Raw genomic sequence first — 13,979 nt, forward strand, 5'->3', positions numbered from 1 at the left:
GTGGCAGCTCCCGCCGCAGACCGCCGAACACGGCGTACTGCTCGTCTCCGAACTCGTCGGCAACGCGGTGCGGCACACCGGCGCCCGGATCTTCGGGCTGCGGATGCTGCGCCGCCGGGGCTGGGTCCGGATCGAGGTGCGCGACCCCTCGCGCGGACTGCCGTGTCTGATGCCCGTCCGGGAGATGGACGTCAGTGGGCGCGGCATATTCCTCGTCGACAAGCTCTCCGACCGGTGGGGCGTCGACCTGCTGCCGCGCGGCAAGACCACCTGGTTCGAGATGCGCACCTCCGACCGCTGACCCGCACCCGCGGAACACCAGAAGCCCCCGTCGGCCGGGGTGCGGCGCTTCGGGGGCTTCTGCGGGGGGCCGTGGAATGGGGGGTGTGTCCACGGCCGCTTGGGGGACCTGGCTCGGGTCGGAGAAGGTCGTGTCACCGACTATGGCAGATGGGCGACGGCGGTGCCAAAACACCACTTCCGGCATAGCACGCCAAAACGGTCCATTTCTCTTCCGAATGCCAGGTGTGATGGGTCACTGGCCTGGGTTTTCCCCCATCGGGAGAGGCTGAGCGGGTGAATCATTGATCACCACCGCCCGGTGCCATGGCCCGGCCTCCGGCTTGCCCGCCCCGCTGTGTCCCGGGCCACGGGGGCACCGGCCCCCGGCCGGGTTCCGGGGGGACCGCCGTGAACGGCCGCAGGGCGTCGGTGGCCCCGCCGTGCCGCCCCGCGCACGGTGACCGGTGCCGGCGCCGCCACCGGCTGCACGGGCGGCGACGGCCACGGAACTGCCCGGCCGGCGCCCGACCGGCCCGTCGCGCCGGCCGTCATGAGGCGGTGGCCGGGGGCTTCACGTCCACCGTGGCGGCGGCCGTGGTCCGCAGGCCGCGCCCGGACCTCATCCAGTTGCCGAGGGCAAGACCGCCGCGGCGGCGGCTCGACAAGACTGGCCGGTTCTCGTACGGTCCTCCGTCCCGGCCGCCGGTCCTTCGCCACGGGGCCGTGCCTCCTGGGACCGGCTTGGACGTCCAGGGCCACCCCGCACAGGGCCCGGGGGCCCGTTGCCGGGTCCCCGGGCCCCTGCCCGTGCGGTGTGCGTGCCGTCAGACGGCGAAGTGCCGGGAGAGCGTGTCCCTCCGGTCGACTTCCACCAGATCGGGGCGTGTGTAGCGTTCGGCCCGCGCGTGGTAGTCGAAGTCGCCGCGTACCAGGCCCCGGTAGTCCTGTACGCAGCGTTCCAGAGCGGCCCGGGTGGGTCCTTCGATGCCCGCCGCGGCTATTTCCTCGACGAGTTCCCTCTCGGCCCGCTGCACTCGCTCGGCGACGCGTGCCAGTTGAATTCCGGCCTCGTCGACGGCCTCCTGGAGAGTGGACCGGCGGTCACGCTGAATGAGCCGCACCGCGTTGTGCTCATAACCGAGAACGGCCTCCTTCTCGAAGGAGCAGATGTCGTTGCACAGGCCGGAGTGATCGGTGACCGCGGTGCGCAGGGCGATATACGCGGGCAGACTGCGAGCGGATTCCGGAAGGTCTATTCCGGCGGTGATCTCATGGAGATCCAGGAAGGGTTGCATGGCCACGGAGTCCCGGCGGTGCCTGGTGAAGTCGGCCCGGCTCGGCACCTGTCCCGCGGCCCGTTCCACCGCCTCCGCGTAGTACGTCCAGAGCCACGCGGCGGTGTCACGGCGGAACTGCCGGTTCCAGGCGGGGGACCGGTCGTGGCAGGTGCGCTCCCGCAGGCCTTCGAGCGCGTGCTCCATGGGGACCAGCGGCTTCTCCCCGTCCAGCACGTCCACCAGTCGGGCGATGGACGCCTCGCACATCCGCGGGTCCCGGCCGGCCGGTCCGTCGTCGAACTCGTCGTCCACCAGGAACGCCCAGAAGAGCCACTGGCAGAAGAGGTCGAGATGTTCTTGGGAGGCCTTCGGGAATATGAGAGAAATCCAGAGCTCCGGCCGGGTGCGGAGCATCTTCTTCCGGGCGACGGGGGAGAGACGGAGGTCGTTCTCCTCCGCCCAGCGCCATGCCTCCGTCTTGGTCTCCTCCATGCCCGGATTGCATCCCGCGCTCCGGAACGGCATATGAAACACCGGTAAAACTATCTGGCTCATTGGTGCTCCTCGTCGAAATGATGCGGATGAACGCCGGGATCGGAGAACCGATCGACGTGACGCACCGGGGACGGCCCGCCGGAGTGCCGGTGCCGGACGCCTGCCGGCTCCGGCCGAAGGGTCACCGTGCAAGGTGGGACGGCCAAGGTGGACCTCCTTCCGCCGCCCGGGGGCCGGTCGGTCCGGCCGGGTGCGCGGAGCGGCGGGTGCCGTCCGCGTCACCATGCGTCACGAACAGTGAACCCCGTGTGGGCGGCGGAGGGAAGTCATATGTGACTCAAACTGCATGTTCGCGAGGAACAACTGCTCATTGCTGAGCATGTAATGACTCGCCGACGGGGCGGGGCGAGGCCGCCGCCGCGGGTCCGGGCGGGGTGCCGGCCCCGCCCGGACGCGGGCCTCAGCCGGCTCCGTCCCCGTACGCCGCCTCGAAGGAGGACCGGAACAACTCCTGGACCTCCGGGCCCCCCAGCCCCTCGGCCCGCGCCTGGTGCATCCACTCGTTCAGTGCCGAACGCAGCGGCCAGTCGGGGCCCGAACCGGACTGCGCCAGTGAGCGGGTGATGAACGTGCCCGCCCCCTGACGGACCTCGGCCAGCCCCGCGCGTTCCAGCTCGCGGTACGCCTTGAGCGTGGTGTTCGGGTTGACCTTGGTGGTGGCGGCGACCTGCGCGGCCGTGGGCAGCTGGTCACCCTCCTCCAGCGCGCCCATCCGCAGAGCCTGTTCGACCTGCCGCACGATCTGGAGGTACGTCGCCACTCCACTCCGCCGGTCGATGCGGAACACGACCACCGGCATCACCTTTCACTCGTATGTCGACACGTGACCCGGGGAAAGGGCGTCTACAGCGGGCGCCGAGCCGACCGCCACACGACGAACGCCGTGAGCGCGGCCGTGCCGGCCAGCAGGATGCCGGCCCCCGTCCACTGCATGGCCGTCATCTGGCTGTAGTCGAGGTACTCGATGACGTTGTTGACGATGCCCTTCTCCGCGAGGCACGCTTCCTGGGCCTTCTCCGAGGCCTCGCTGCACACACCCCATCCGTAGAGGTGTCCGTCCGCGCTGCCGATCCATCGGTCCACCTCGTACGACTCGGAGAAGCGGGCGGGGAGATCGGCGTCCACCGGGTAGGTGAACATACGCGTCGGGGCGAGATTCTGCCGGAACATGTCCCAGGCGGTCTCCACGGCCACGGCGAAGACGAAGGTGACGACCATCGAGGCGAGCACCCGCCGCAGCAGGACGCCGATGGTCACCCCGGCCGCGGTGAGGAACAGGGTGAGGGCCGGCAGGACGGGGCCGGTGTTGTCGAAGACCTGGGCGCCCAGCCAGGAGAACGAGAGCACCGAACGGTAGGGGCGCCACCACCAGGTGAAGACCGCGGAGAGCACCGCGCCCGCCGACAGGGCGGCACCGAAGCACCAGCCGAGCTTGGCGACCAGCCAGCGCCGGCGCGTCACGGACTGGGTGGTGACGAGCTGGGCCGTGCCCTGCTCGATATCGGCGGAGATCAGCGGGGCGCCGAGGAAGACGGCGAGGACGACGGGAAAGGCGCCCAGCAGCAACGTCAGGTAGTCGTACTGCCGGCCGCCGACCGGCTGTGTCAGGTCCTTCTCGGGCCAGTCGGCCGCATCGAGCAGAGCGACCAGCTGGCCGCGCTGGTACACGATCCACAGCGAGGTGAGCACCGTCACGCCCAGGAGGCAGAGCAGGGCCATCCGGTGCCGGCGCAGAACCAGCCAGTTCAGGCCGCGTACCATCCGCCGGGGTGTGGCGCGGGGGGCGGACGCGTCGGTCAGGGAAGTGCTCATGCGGTCCTGCCCTCCTGGGGATCGGCGGTGGCGCCGGGCGTGTAGAGCGCGGGGGCGTCCGGCGAGCGGAGGTGCGCGAGCAGTACCTCCTCCAGGCTGGGCTCCGACACCCGCCAGTCACCGGACAGCGGGCCCCGGGGCCGCACCATGGCCTGGAACTGCCTGCCCCGGACCCGGGTCTCGATGACCGTGTGGCGGGTGAGCGCGGCGGGCGGCGCCCCGTCCTCCGCCACCCCGGTCACCAGCGCGTGGGCCGGGACCAGCGCGTCGGCGTCCCCGGCCATCCGCACCCGGCCCTCGGCGACGACCAGCAGGTAGTCGCACATGTCCTCCAGCTCGGTGAGCATGTGCGAGGACATCATCACGGTGGTGCCGCGCTCCACGGCCTCCGCCATCAGCAGGCTGCTCATCTCCTCACGGGCCAGTGGGTCGAGGTCCGACATCGGCTCGTCGAGCAGCAGCAGATCGGGCCGCTTCCCGAAGGCGAGCGCGAAGGCGACGCGGGTCCGCTGGCCGCCGGAGAGCGTGCCGACCGCGGCGTGCAGCGGCACGTCGCCCGCGCGGACGATCCGTTCCGCCGCCGCACCGTCCCAGCCCGGATTGAGCTCGCCGCCCATCCGCAGCGTCTCGGCCACGGTGAACCGCTTGTACAGGGGCTTGTCCTGTCCGAGGAAGGCGAACTTCGGCAGGACCTCCGGCCGGCTCACCGGCACCCCGAAGAGGCGTAGTTCGCCCTCTGTGGGCTGTATCTGCCGGGTGGCGAGGCCCAACAGGGTGCTCTTCCCGGCGCCGTTGGGCCCCACCAGGCCGCAGATCCGCCCGGCCGGAAGCCGGAAGGAGCAGTCCCGCAGCGCCCAGCCGCGGCGATAGTGCTTGCCCAGGCCGCGGGCCTCGATGGCCCACGCTCCCCCGGACCCGGTCGATGTGCTCGTCTCTGCCACGCTCTCCCCCAAGTCCATTAGTCAATTAATGGAATCATGGACAGTGTGCAGCAGGCATGTCAAACCGCGCCGGGTGGCGGGGTGTACGGGGGTGTCCTCAAGGGCCGCGGGGGAGGCGCCGGGGCCGGGCGCGCGGGGGAGGCGCCGGGGCCGGGTGTGCGGCGCGGGAGCCGGGGCGGGGCCCGGGTGTGTGCACCGGGTGTGTCACCGGGGCGTGAGGGTACGGCGGGCCCGAGGGGGCCGGAGTCCGGGGCCGGAGTCGAGCGGACGGCGGCCCGCGACTCCGCGATCCCGCGTCGGCCCCGGGGCCGGCCCCCCGCCCTGGCCGGTGTGCCGTACGGCGTCAGACACGGGCGCCAGGGGTCGAGGGGCCGGACTTCAGGCCAGGGGGCGTCGGGTGTCAGGCGTCCGGGGTTCCCTCGGCCGCCGTGGACGCCCGGGTGAGACGGTCGACGGCCTCACCCACATCCGCGTGCACGGGCATGAGATCGCCGACCCCGGTCATGTCCAGGAGTCTGGTGAGCTGATCGGGCGCGGCGGCCACGGACAACGATCCGCCGCGTTCACGCGCGTGCTGCACTATGGCGATCAACGCGTTGAGTCCGGAGGAGTCGCAGAACTCCACGGGCGCCATGTCGAGCACCACGTGCGGGCTGCCCTGTCCGATCAGGTCCATGGCCTTGGTGCGCAGTTCCGGTGCCGTATCCACGTCGAGCTCGCCGGAGACGGTGACGACCGCGAGCGAGTCGGCCGGGTGCCGGACGGTGAGAAGAAGAGTGGTGCCGTGAGTCATGGCGTCAGTGCTCCTGGGCGGGGCGGACGACTGCGGCCGGACCTGCGGGAACGAGCCGGTGCGGTACCGGCCACAGGCCCCCCGGACGCACCTTCCGGCCGATCCGATGGGTGGCCGCCAGAAGATCGCTCATCGAATCTGGACTGCGGAAGCCTACCCCACGGCAACTGTTTCCCAAGTGCACACGCCCCGGTCCGGACGCGGCCGCCGACGCCTGTGGTCGGCGGAGGTAAGATACTCGGGGCACACTCGTGTGTCCCTGAGACGAGGCTGTGTCCTGACTTCCCCGTATGAGCGCATCGGATGCCGGCACGCTTGCTCGGTCCGGTGGCCGGACGGAGCCAGACAGACGAGTGAGACCATGCCGGATCGGAGTGTCATCTAAATGGGCCTGAACCCCGAACCAGACCACCGGTCCCGGGACGCGGCCCACGAGGGTTCCGAGGTCATCGAGCTACTCGAAGTCCTGTGGGAACGCGGGCGTGAGGCCGTGCCCACCGGCCCCGTGTCCCCGTCCCAGCTCCGCGTGCTGTACGCGCTGGACCGCGACGAGGGCATCAACCTCCGGATGCTCGCCGAGGCGCTGGGGTCGGCGTCCCCCTCGGTCAGCAGGCTGTGCGACCGGCTGCAGGCCACGGGGTTCGTGGAGCGGGCCCCCAGCCCGGTCAGCCGCCGGGAGCTGGAACTACGGCTGACCAGCCACGGCAAGGCGTACCTCGTCGACCTGCGCATGCGCCGGGAGCAGGTCCTCATGTCGACGATCGACGCCATGCCGCCCAAGGCCCGGCGCGCGCTGCTGGAGGGGCTCAGGGGCTTCCGCAGCGCCGCCGGCCGGGACGGTGGTGTCGCGAGACCCCTGAGATCGACCGGATAGCGGACCGGCTTCTCACGCCGGCGCGTCGCCGGCCGGGGACTGCCGCCCGAACCAGTCGAGGCAGACCACCAGGGCGTCGTCGTCCAGCGGGGCCGAACCGCCCCGGTAGTCCTTCAGATCGCGCAGGACCGCCAGCGGAACCTGCGCCGACGGCAGGAAGCGGTGCGCGGACAACGACCGCGCCAGCGCGCGCTCCCCGTAACGCTCCCCGGCCGCCGAGGGGCTCTCGTAGACTCCGTCGCTGCTCACCAGCAGCCGGTCACCCGGTTCCACGCGAAGGTGTTCCGAGACGTAGACCGTCTCCTCGAACATCCCGAGCGGCAACTGCGCGTCGAAGGCGACGGACTCCACACCGCGTCCCCGCAGCCGCCACATGCGCGGCGATCCCGCGTCCACGGCCTCCACCTCACCGGTGGCCAGGTCGAACCGGAGCAGCAGGACCGAGGCGTGCAGCGCGCCCCGGTACTGCGCGTATACCGCCTGGTCGGCGAGGCTCGCCTGGTCGGCCAGGTCCAGCCCGGCACGGCGCGCGTTGCGCAGCGCGTTGACCACGAGGTTGGTGAGCAGCGCCGCCTCCATTCCCTTGCCCATGCCGTTGGTGACGGTGAGCGTGAGGTGGCGGGAGGAGACCGACCAGTCGAAGTTGTCGCCGAAGATCGCGTACGCGGGCTCCAGGTGCGCGCCCAGCGCGAACTCGGGGCGGGTCACGGAGCGGCCGGGCAGCAGTTGCCACTGCATCTCCGCGGCCAGCGTCAGGCGCGTCGCACGACGGGCGAGGAGGTAGAGGTCGGTGTCCCGTTCGGCGACCAGGATCTCGTGGCCGAGCGCCTCGCAGATCCCCTGCATCTCCGCCAGGTCCGCCCGGGTGCGGGCGTCCGCGGTGGTGACGGTGAGCACCCCCATCCGGTCGCCCCTGACCGTCACCGGCAGGTGCACCGTCACCGGGCCGTCGCCCGACCGGGGCTCGATGAAGGGTTCCTGCGCGCCGAAGGCCCGCCCCTGCGGGCTGTCATGGATGGGCACCGGCTCGACGAGCGGCGCCTCGGCGACCACCTGCAGTGTGGTCACCCCGTAGTCGGCGAGCCGCAGCTCCACGCTCTGCACGTCGTACTGCTCCCGCAGGGCCGCCGCGACGACATCGAGGAGCAAGTCGGGTGCGGCATTGCGCAACGCCCGCTCGACGGCAGCAATTCTGTCCACGTGATCCTGTTTCTCGTTCGAGCCGCGCCGAACCCGGGCCGACCGCGGGCCCCCGAGCCGTCGGCGTTCAGCGTACGGGGCCTGGACCCAATCAAGCGCGGCGCGCCCGAAAGGTCGCTCCGGTGGCTGGGGCTGTCAGGTGTGGGTGAGTGACTGGCGAGGGCCGGACACCTGGGCTCATCTTACGATGTACAGAGACAACAGTTTCCACACAGCAAGAAAAATCCCACTCGATGAGCATGCGCCCGGAGAAGCGGGGCAGGGGCCCTCTCAGGAAGCACGCACCACCAGGGAGGGTAGGCATATGTCATTGATCTCCGAACGGGCCGCCGAGACCACGGTGAATGACGGGGTGTCGGCACCGGACGGCGGGGCTGCGTACATCGGTGAGCTGCCCTGGATCGAGGACGCCGGGAAGATCGCCCCCAAGGACGCCCGCGAGCTGTCGTCGCTGTTCTTCGCACAGCTCCAGGTGCTGGAAGAGGGCACGCACGAGTACCAGTACGCGCGGAACACCCTCATAGAGATGAACATCTCCCTGGTGCGGTTCGCCGCGCGCCGCTTCCGCAATCGCGGCAGCGGTGACATGGAGGACATCACCCAGGTCGGCATCGTGGGCCTCATCAAGGCGATCGACCGGTTCGAACTCTCCCGGGAGGTCGAGTTCGCCACCTTCGCCGTCCCCTACATCGTCGGGGAGATCAAACGTTTCTTCCGTGACACCACCTGGGCCGTGCACGTCCCCCGCCGCCTGCAGGAACTGCGCGTGGAGCTCGCCAAGGCCAAGGAGGAGCTCGCCGTACGGCTGGACCGCGACCCCACGGTGAAGGAACTGGCCGAGCACCTGGACCTCACCGAGGACGAGATCGTCGAAGGCATCGTGGCCTCCAACGGGTACACCGCTGGCTCGCTCGACCTGCCGACCGACACCAACGAGACGTCGGCGACCGCGACGCGTACGTTCGCCGACGTGCTGGGCGAGCCGGACGCGGCCATGGAGACGGTGGAGAACCTGCACGCGCTGGCCCCGCTCCTGGAGGAGCTCGACGACCGTGAGCGGCGCATCATCGAGATGCGCTTCGGCCAGGAGATGACGCAGGCGCAGATCGGTGCCGAGCTGGGGATCTCCCAGATGCACGTCTCCCGTCTCCTCAGCCGAACGCTCGGCAAACTGCGCTCCGGCATGTTCGCCTGAGCGCTCCGGGGCCTGTGTCCGTTCCGGGACCCGTGTCCGCGCTCCGGGCCCGCGTGCCCGCTCCGGGACCCGTGTTCGCTCCGGCCCCGTGCCCGCTCCGGGACCCGTGTTCGCTCCGGCCCCGTGCCCGCTCCGGGACCCGTGTTCGCTCCGGCCCCGTGCCCGCTCCGGGACCCGTGTTCGCTCCGGCCCCGTGCCCGCTCCGGACGGCGTAGGCCGTCCTGCCCCGCGGCCCGCGCCCACCGCTCGCGCCCCGCCGCGTCCGACGCCCTGAGGAGAGGAATTCCCGTGCTGATGGCCCACCCCGTGATCCTGCGTGGTCTCGTCGACCGCTACCACGAGCTGCTCGCCCAGGACTCCGCGCAGGGGTCCCACGAGACCCGGCGCCAACTGGAGGACCTGACCTACACGTTGTGCGTCTCCACCGGGACCCGCACCGCGGACCAGGCCCTGGCCGCCGCCGAGGAGCAGCTCACCGCGGCCCTGCGTGAGACGGCGCTGAGTGACGCGGCCCCGCGCGGGACCGCCCTGCGCGAGACGGCGGTTCATGACACGGCGGTCCGCGACGGCCGGCAGGTGGGCGCGCAGCTCGCGGCCTCCTGACCGGGGCACGGCCGACGGCGCCGACGGGGCGCCCGCTCAGCCGCGCAGGACGGCGCGTACCTCCGGGTACTCCACCTCGTCGGGCAGCCGGTAACCCAGCGCGGACAGCCGCTCCGCGACATCGGCCGGACTCCGTCCCGTCAGGCCGGCGCTGCGCAGGACGTGTTCAAGGTGGACGCCGTCCTTGAACGAACGGTCGACCGTCTCCAGCAACCGGACGTCCTCCTCGTCCGCGGTTTCGGGCAGCCTCGCGTTCTCGTGCAAGACGTGCCCGAGGGAGGCCAGCCTCTCCGCTGTCTCGGCGGGGCTCCGCCCGGTGACGAGCGCCGCGCGCAGGACGTGCCGCAGCTGCACACCCACCACGCTGTTCACCCTCAGCCAGGGGCTGTGCCCGTCGAGGCCCTCGCTCAGGATGACGAAGTCGTCCTCCTCCGGGGCGTCCGGCAGGGACAGGGGGTCGATCCAGCACCCCAGCTCCTGGAGCCGGGCGAGGACGTCCGCAGGTCGGCGGCCTGTCTCCCGCGCGACGGCGAGGACATGCCCGGGGTACCAGGCGGCCGCATGGTGGTGCACCTCGTCACCGGCGGCCCCGGTGTGCAGGAGGCGGTCGTCCACGGGGTCGGGGGTGTACGGCAGCCGGACGCCGAGCGCGGTCAGCCGCAGCGCGGCGGCGTGCGGGCCGCACTTCAGCTCCGCGGCGACCTGGAGCACGTGGCCTGCCCGCACCTCCTCGCCCTGGTCGAGCCAGGCACCGTAGCCCTTCCTGTCCTTGCGGATCAGCAGCAGGTCCCGCGCGTCGCGGGTCTCCGGCAGCGGCCCGCTCCCGGCCGGGTAGTGGTAACCCAGCGCGGTCAGCCGCCGTGCCACCTCGGCGGGGGAGACCTGGAGCCGGTCCGCGAGGACGACCGTCTGCCGCAGGGACACGGGCACGGTGACGTCCACCCATGATCCACGGCCCGAGTCGACGGACTCGACCAGCGCGGCGTCCTCAGCGGCCACGGACGCCGGCAGCCGGCCGTCGGGGATCTGCACATCGTGGTACCCCAGCGCGGCCAGCCGTGACACCACGTCGGCCGGAGCGCACCGCAGAGCGGCCGCGGCGGATATCAGGTGGCCGTACGGCACCCGCTCCGCCGGATCGAGCCACGGGCTCGCGCCGTTCAGCCATCGGCTGACGAGCAGGTGGTCCTGCGGGTCCTCGGACGTGGGGGCGTGCGGCTCGGGCGCGGGGGTCATCGGCGTGCGGCCTTCCGGGTGGTGACGTAACGGGGCAGGTGGGGCGGACGGGGGCGGTCACTCGGTCACGGCGATGTAGCGGCCGTGCTCCTCCCCCATCTCCAGGTAGTACTCGTCCTCCTCGGTCTTCCCGATCACATTGACCCGGACCCCCGCGGGTTCCAGCGCCGTCCACAGCCGCAGCATCATGGCGTGGCTCAGATAGTGGTGGGAGAGGTCCAGCTCCTGGAGATGGGTGAGCGGCTGCCCGAGCAGCAACGCCTCCGCCCCCGTGTCGGAGAGCGCGCCCATCGACAGACTGAGCGAACGGAGCTGCGGCACCACCGGAGCGGAGGCCAGGGCGGCGGCCAACTCGTCCTGGATCGGGCTGTTCTGCAGCCCCAGATGACGCAGCGCGGGCTTGCCCTCCCCCGCCAGCAGCGGGGCGAGCTGCTCGACCGTCGTGCCGCCGCCGTAGTCCTCGGTGCCCAGCCACAACTCGAGGCGCTCCAGGGAGGGAAGGGAGGCGGCGGCGATATGCTCCACCGCCTCGGGAGGTATCCCCCCTGACTCGACGCGCAGCGACCGCAGGTTCCGGTGCCCCGCCACGGGGAAGTCGAGGTCATCCCCACCGCGTACCACCAGCTCCCGCAGCCCGGGGAACGCCTCCAGGAGTCCCCCGAGATCGTGCAGCCCGATCAGGGAGATCATCGACTCCTCGTCCTCCAGATCACCGAGGAAGACCGCTTCGAGCCCGGTGAGCCGGGACCGCAGCCCGATCAGATCGTCGTCGGAGCCGCCGAAGGCCTGGTACCACGGGTGGCCGAGGATCACCGCCCGCACCTTCTCCAGCTCGACCATCCGGGTGAAGCGCTCCCAGTACACGTCCGAGCTCTCGTCGGACGTGTAGGGCCCACAGCTCAGCCGCCAGGCCACGGACCCGGCGTCGGGCAGGTCCTCGGGGTGGGCGTACGGCGGAAACGTGTACACGGGCAGCCCGTGGAAACTCCGGACGTGTTGCACATACGACAAGGCAGGTCTCCCGTAACTCCGTGCTGCGACTGTGTGTTCGGTTCTATCAGTCGCCACTGACACGGGGGTACGGCCGCCGAGGGCGGCCGTATCCCCGTGCGGACGGAGATGGCGCGGACTCCCGGCCCGGGCTCCCGTCCGCACGGTCCGGGGTGAGCGTCCTCATCGCGGCGGTCACCGAGTGGCGGTGATCGGCACCCGGCGTCAGAGCTCGTGGTCCTGGGCCGGCTCTTCCCAGCGCATGCTGTCGAGGGGATGGTCGGTGCCTTTGCCCGACGGGACGTCCAGGACGGCCTGGAACCAGACCACCGTGAGAGCGGAACGGTGCAGCACCGGGCCAAGCTCAGGGCCCACCACCGTCGAGCGGAAGGCGCCGACGCGGGCCACGGGAGCGGCGCCCGCTCTCAGCACTCGATGATGTTCACCGCGAGCCCGCCCCGGGCCGTCTCCTTGTACTTCACGCTCATGTCCGCGCCCGTCTCCTTCATGGTCTTGATGACCTTGTCGAGGGAGACCTTGTGGCTGCCGTCGCCGCGCAGCGCCATCTTGGCCGCCGTGACCGCCTTGACCGCCGCCATGCCGTTGCGCTCGATGCAGGGGATCTGGACGAGGCCGCCGACCGGGTCGCAGGTCAGGCCGAGGTTGTGCTCCATGCCGATCTCGGCGGCGTTCTCCACCTGCTCGGGGGAGCCGCCCAGGACCTCCGCCAGGGCGCCCGCGGCCATGGAGCAGGCCGAGCCGACCTCGCCCTGGCAGCCGACCTCGGCGCCGGAGATGGAGGCGTTCTCCTTGAAGAGCATCCCGATGGCCCCGGCGGCCAGCAGGAAGCGGACCACGCTGTCGTCCTTCTCGGCGTCCGTGCAGCCGCCCGCCGCGAAGTTCATGTAGTAGTGCAGGACGGCCGGGATGATGCCCGCCGCGCCGTTGGTCGGGGCCGTCACGACACGGCCGCCCGCGGCGTTCTCCTCGTTGACCGCCATCGCGTAGAGGGTGATCCACTCCATGGCGTGGGCCTGCGGATCGCCCTCGGCGCGCAGCTGGCGGGCCGAGTTCGCGGCGCGGCGGCGGACCTTCAGACCGCCGGGCAAGATGCCCTCGCGGGACATGCCGCGGGCGACGCAGGCCTGCATGACCCGCCAGATCTCCAGGAGGCCGGCGCGGATCTCGTCCTCGGTGCGCCAGGCCTTCTCGTTCTCCAGCATGAGGGAGGAGATCGACAGGCCGGACTCACGGGCGAGGCGCAGCAGCTCGTCGCCGGTGCGGAAGGGGTGCTTGAGGACGGTGTCGTCCGGGACGATCGGGTTCTCGCCGGCCACCGCGTCCTCGTCGACGACGAAGCCGCCGCCGACCGAGTAGTAGGTCTTCTCCAGCAGCGGGGCGCCGTCGCGGTCGTACGCGAGGACGGTCATCCCGTTGGCGTGGTACGGCAGCGCCTTGCGGCGGTGCAGGACCAGCTGCTCGTCGGCGTCGAAGTCGATCTCGTGCATGCCGAGGAGATTGATGCGGCCCGAGGCGCGGATCTCCTCGACGCGGGCGTCGGCACCCTCCACGTCGACGGTGCGGGGCGATTCGCCCTCCAGCCCGAGCAGGACCGCCTTGGGGGTGCCGTGGCCGTGGCCGGTGGCGCCGAGCGAGCCGTAGAGCTCCGCGCGTATCGAGGCGGTGTGGGCCAGCAGACCCTCGTTCTTGAGGCGGCGGGCGAACATGCGCGCCGCACGCATCGGACCGACGGTGTGGGAGCTGGACGGGCCGATGCCGACCGAGAAGAGGTCGAAGACCGAGATGGCCACGGGGGAACTCCTAAGGGGTTGGTAGACGCCGTTGTCTGCCGGGTGGTGCGGGGCGGGCCGGTGGGCCCGCAGAGCGCGGGGCAGCGGTGGGGGCACCGAGCTCACTGTTCAGTGTGCGCGGTGCCCCCACCGGTCGTGCAAACTGCGGATGGCCTACTTCAGGCCGGGGTACAGCGGGAACTTCTCGGCCAGTGCCGTCACCCGGGCCTTGAGGGCCTCGGCGTCGTACGACGGCTTGAGGGCGGCGGCGATGATCTCCGCGACCTCGGTGAAGTCCTCGGCGCCGAAGCCGCGGGTGGCCAGGGCCGGCGTACCGATCCGCAGGCCGGAGGTGACCATCGGGGGGCGCGGGTCGTTCGGAACGGCGTTCCGGTTGACCGTGATGCCGACCTCGTGGAGCCGGTCCTCGG

Annotated in this window: 14 protein-coding genes and 1 pseudogene; 4 read left to right on the forward strand and 11 right to left on the reverse strand. The window is 71.3% G+C overall.

The features are described 5' to 3' along the window. The coding region (locus tag IH13_RS0123620) for an ATP-binding protein (RefSeq protein WP_031087577.1) at positions 1-301 on the forward strand (301 nt) is incomplete at its 5' end. Between the two features lie 805 nt (positions 302-1,106). Here the strand turns inward: IH13_RS0123620 and IH13_RS0123625 are convergent. From IH13_RS0123625 to IH13_RS0123645, 5 genes are all read right to left on the reverse strand, one after another. Continuing rightward, positions 1,107-2,051 carry a terpene synthase family protein gene (locus IH13_RS0123625; RefSeq protein ID WP_420713391.1) on the reverse strand — a complete coding sequence of 315 codons (945 nt, stop codon included), beginning with the start codon at positions 2,049-2,051 and terminating at the stop codon, positions 1,107-1,109. 463 nt (positions 2,052-2,514) lie between these two features. Further along, the gene (locus tag IH13_RS0123630; protein ID WP_031087583.1) at positions 2,515-2,913 is read right to left on the reverse strand and encodes a GntR family transcriptional regulator; all 399 of its coding nucleotides are present in this window, start codon (positions 2,911-2,913) and stop codon (positions 2,515-2,517) included. A gap of 44 nt (positions 2,914-2,957) precedes the next feature. Then, positions 2,958-3,926: an ABC transporter permease gene (locus IH13_RS0123635; RefSeq protein WP_031087585.1), complete on the reverse strand. Its 969-nt coding sequence runs from the start codon at positions 3,924-3,926 to the stop codon at positions 2,958-2,960. Then, the gene (locus IH13_RS0123640; RefSeq protein WP_031087586.1) at positions 3,923-4,867 is read right to left on the reverse strand and encodes an ABC transporter ATP-binding protein; all 945 of its coding nucleotides are present in this window, start codon (positions 4,865-4,867) and stop codon (positions 3,923-3,925) included. Before IH13_RS0123640 ends, IH13_RS0123635 begins: the two co-directional genes overlap by 4 nt. Before the next feature lie 400 nt (positions 4,868-5,267). Then, positions 5,268-5,660, reverse strand: a complete 393-nt coding sequence (locus IH13_RS0123645) for an STAS domain-containing protein (protein WP_031087587.1) — start codon at positions 5,658-5,660, stop codon at positions 5,268-5,270. A gap of 385 nt (positions 5,661-6,045) precedes the next feature. Between IH13_RS0123645 and IH13_RS0123650 the strand changes: the two genes are divergently transcribed. Further along, positions 6,046-6,534, forward strand: coding sequence for a MarR family winged helix-turn-helix transcriptional regulator (locus IH13_RS0123650; protein WP_031087589.1), 489 nt, complete (start codon positions 6,046-6,048; stop codon positions 6,532-6,534). A 12-nt stretch (positions 6,535-6,546) separates the two neighbouring features. Here IH13_RS0123650 and IH13_RS0123655 read toward each other — a convergent pair whose 3' ends face one another. Continuing rightward, entirely contained in the window at positions 6,547-7,734 is a 1,188-nt protein-coding gene (locus IH13_RS0123655) for a PP2C family protein-serine/threonine phosphatase (protein WP_031087590.1), read from the reverse strand. A 304-nt stretch (positions 7,735-8,038) separates the two neighbouring features. Between IH13_RS0123655 and IH13_RS0123660 the strand changes: the two genes are divergently transcribed. Next, on the forward strand, positions 8,039-8,929 hold the full coding sequence (locus IH13_RS0123660) for a SigB/SigF/SigG family RNA polymerase sigma factor (protein WP_031087592.1): 891 nt from the start codon (positions 8,039-8,041) through the stop codon (positions 8,927-8,929). A 294-nt stretch (positions 8,930-9,223) separates the two neighbouring features. Continuing rightward, positions 9,224-9,532 (forward strand): DUF5133 domain-containing protein, encoded by a 309-nt coding sequence (locus tag IH13_RS39785; protein WP_234433373.1) that lies wholly within the window; start codon positions 9,224-9,226, stop codon positions 9,530-9,532. A 36-nt stretch (positions 9,533-9,568) separates the two neighbouring features. On the opposite strand, the gene IH13_RS0123670 is transcribed toward IH13_RS39785, so the two are convergent. From IH13_RS0123670 to IH13_RS0123690, 5 genes and pseudogenes are all read right to left on the reverse strand, one after another. Then, entirely contained in the window at positions 9,569-10,768 is a 1,200-nt protein-coding gene (locus IH13_RS0123670; protein ID WP_031087596.1) for a wHTH domain-containing protein, read from the reverse strand. A 57-nt stretch (positions 10,769-10,825) separates the two neighbouring features. Next, on the reverse strand, positions 10,826-11,770 hold the full coding sequence (locus tag IH13_RS0123675; protein ID WP_234433374.1) for an STM4015 family protein: 945 nt from the start codon (positions 11,768-11,770) through the stop codon (positions 10,826-10,828). Positions 11,771-11,983: 213 nt separating this feature from the next. Next, positions 11,984-12,112: a hypothetical protein gene (locus IH13_RS45590; protein WP_267883873.1), complete on the reverse strand. Its 129-nt coding sequence runs from the start codon at positions 12,110-12,112 to the stop codon at positions 11,984-11,986. Positions 12,113-12,183: 71 nt separating this feature from the next. After that, positions 12,184-13,569: an L-serine ammonia-lyase gene (locus IH13_RS0123685; RefSeq protein WP_031087601.1), complete on the reverse strand. Its 1,386-nt coding sequence runs from the start codon at positions 13,567-13,569 to the stop codon at positions 12,184-12,186. Between the two features lie 153 nt (positions 13,570-13,722). Then, positions 13,723-13,979 (reverse strand): annotated as a pseudogene (locus IH13_RS0123690) (serine hydroxymethyltransferase); the annotation flags it as partial.

It is taken from the genome of Streptomyces sp. NRRL WC-3549 (genome assembly GCF_000721935.1).
Lineage (GTDB): Bacteria > Actinomycetota > Actinomycetes > Streptomycetales > Streptomycetaceae > Streptomyces.

Coding starts and splice junctions, on each gene's coding strand:
- IH13_RS0123660 (WP_031087592.1), top strand. CDS start 8,039: ATGTCATTGATCTCCGAACGGGCCGCCGAGACCACGGTGAATGACGGG.
- IH13_RS0123635 (WP_031087585.1), bottom strand. CDS start 3,926: ATGAGCACTTCCCTGACCGACGCGTCCGCCCCCCGCGCCACACCCCGG.
- IH13_RS39785 (WP_234433373.1), top strand. CDS start 9,224: ATGGCCCACCCCGTGATCCTGCGTGGTCTCGTCGACCGCTACCACGAG.
- IH13_RS0123650 (WP_031087589.1), top strand. CDS start 6,046: ATGGGCCTGAACCCCGAACCAGACCACCGGTCCCGGGACGCGGCCCAC.
- IH13_RS0123630 (WP_031087583.1), bottom strand. CDS start 2,913: ATGCCGGTGGTCGTGTTCCGCATCGACCGGCGGAGTGGAGTGGCGACG.
- IH13_RS0123625 (WP_420713391.1), bottom strand. CDS start 2,051: ATGGAGGAGACCAAGACGGAGGCATGGCGCTGGGCGGAGGAGAACGAC.
- IH13_RS0123645 (WP_031087587.1), bottom strand. CDS start 5,660: ATGACTCACGGCACCACTCTTCTTCTCACCGTCCGGCACCCGGCCGAC.
- IH13_RS0123670 (WP_031087596.1), bottom strand. CDS start 10,768: ATGACCCCCGCGCCCGAGCCGCACGCCCCCACGTCCGAGGACCCGCAG.